This is a genomic window from Flavobacterium sp. (assembly GCF_013822155.1).
In the GTDB taxonomy this organism is placed as follows: domain Bacteria; phylum Bacteroidota; class Bacteroidia; order Flavobacteriales; family Flavobacteriaceae; genus Flavobacterium.
This window is the reverse complement of record NZ_PNJW01000154.1, coordinates 1-1650: the sequence shown is the minus strand read 5'-3', so window position 1 is coordinate 1650 and position 1650 is coordinate 1. Positions and strand designations below refer to the sequence as shown.

Below are 1650 nucleotides of genomic sequence, written 5' to 3'. Positions count from 1 at the left end.
AAATTCATTCATCATTTCAAATACAAAATGGATTGAAGTCAACTGGAAAGAAGAATTAACTATTGATGATTTCAATAAGAATCATGTGTTATTTCAGGAGGACCAGAGAGCCGATTACATTTTTAGATTAGTTGACTCTATAGTATGATGTGAATTAAAAATAGATTATTCATTTAATTTAATCAAATATTTATTAAAACCCTAATAACCAGGAAAATAGATCAAATATTTTTCCTGGTTAATTGTTTTATAGAACTTTGCATAAATGTTATAAAATAAGGTTTACCTTTTCTTATAACAGTAAAACGGTTTAAAGTTAGTGTCCGATCCTAGCAAATTGAACACAAAAGTGTCTAACCCTTTTTTTATAACAGCAAAGATGAAAATACCCGTTGCCATTTTCGCCAGAGTGAGCTCTGATGAACAAGATTTCAATAGGCAGATTTTGGACCTTAAAAAAATTGCAGTTGCCAATAACTTCGAAGTGGTATCAATTATTTCAGAAAAAGTTTCTGGTGCAAAATCAAATGATGAACGAATTGGAATTCAACAGTTGCTTAACGAAGCCAGACAAGGCAAATTTCAAAAGGTGCTATGTGCTGAAGTTTCGCGATTAGGAAGATCAACAATACAAACTTTAAAATTAGTTGAAGAACTTCACCAATTGGGAATAAGTATCTATTTGCAAGATTTGAAAACTGAAACGCTAGATGAGAAAGGAGAAATCAGTTTTCAAACCGAGATGATGTTGCATATGCTTTCACTTTTTGCCAAAAACGAGAGAAGAAATTTAACTGACAGGATTCGTTCTGGGATGAATCAAGCGCGTCTTAAAAATATCCATTGTGGCCGTCCAAAAGAGAGCAAAGAGGATAATTCAACCTTTTTGTCCAAATATCCCAAAGTAATTGATGGACTCAAACGAGGTTTTAGTGTTAGGGAATGTGTTAAACTATATGACACTTCACTCGGTACAGTGGCAAAGATTAGAAAAATGATCGAAGTATGAGGAAAGTCGATATTACAGGTGTGCACAAAATACTCACGCGCTACTATGGAAGCCGAAACATGAGTATGACTACGTTTGTGGAGGAAAGAAATTTTATCAACCCTAGCGTAATGAAGTTTACATTTGACTTTGACCCCTCAATAAAAATCGACTTCATCACCATGCTAAGAAGACTTAAACGGTACATCATTGGTGCTCATTTCAATTTGAATATAATCGAAGAAGAGAACAGGATTCAAATCTATGTGATTGTTTATGATAAGCCAGAGTACAGAGACTATGATTTTATTTTTAGTGAGAATTAGACATGAAAAAGACTAGAATCATCATAACACATCAATTGGAGAAAACTCAATATCATTTTATGGTGGTTAATCCTGATAAGTTAACCAACAATGAAGTACAAAAAATTAAAAAAGAAATGGGTGTTGAGATGGTTTTTGTGAACAGTAGGCTATATAAATAAACATGGATTTTATTAAACAAAGTAATAAAAATATAGATAAATAAACTTCAATCTTTATGTGGATATTGAAATTGTTATCTCTGAAAATCTATATTTTAAAAAGTTTGTCTGTTTGGGATAATGAGACAACTTCGTATAAGCTTATATCAATGTTTGAAGGCACCTTATCTCTCAA

General features: G+C 32.0%; 3 protein-coding genes. All 3 read left to right on the top strand.

The annotated features are described in order from the left end of the window. Positions 1-379 precede the first annotated feature (379 nt). Genes C0512_RS15485 through C0512_RS15475 form a run of 3 tightly spaced genes read left to right on the top strand, consistent with a single transcriptional unit; the run spans position 380 to position 1475 of the window. Positions 380-1009 (top strand): recombinase family protein, encoded by a 630-nt coding sequence (locus tag C0512_RS15485; protein ID WP_290863194.1) that lies wholly within the window; start codon positions 380-382, stop codon positions 1007-1009. Continuing rightward, positions 1006-1314, top strand: coding sequence for a hypothetical protein (locus tag C0512_RS15480; protein WP_290863192.1), 309 nt, complete (start codon positions 1006-1008; stop codon positions 1312-1314). The genes C0512_RS15485 and C0512_RS15480 overlap by 4 nt, the downstream gene beginning before the upstream one ends. A 2-nt stretch (positions 1315-1316) precedes the next feature. Continuing rightward, entirely contained in the window at positions 1317-1475 is a 159-nt protein-coding gene (locus tag C0512_RS15475) for a hypothetical protein (protein ID WP_290863190.1), read from the top strand. The last annotated feature ends 175 nt before the right edge of the window (positions 1476-1650 follow it).

Excerpts from the sequence above, each read along its gene's own strand:
- C0512_RS15485 (WP_290863194.1), top strand. The coding sequence starts at position 380 with ATGAAAATACCCGTTGCCATTTTCGCCAGAGTGAGCTCTGATGAACAA.
- C0512_RS15480 (WP_290863192.1), top strand. The coding sequence starts at position 1,006 with ATGAGGAAAGTCGATATTACAGGTGTGCACAAAATACTCACGCGCTAC.
- C0512_RS15475 (WP_290863190.1), top strand. The coding sequence starts at position 1,317 with ATGAAAAAGACTAGAATCATCATAACACATCAATTGGAGAAAACTCAA.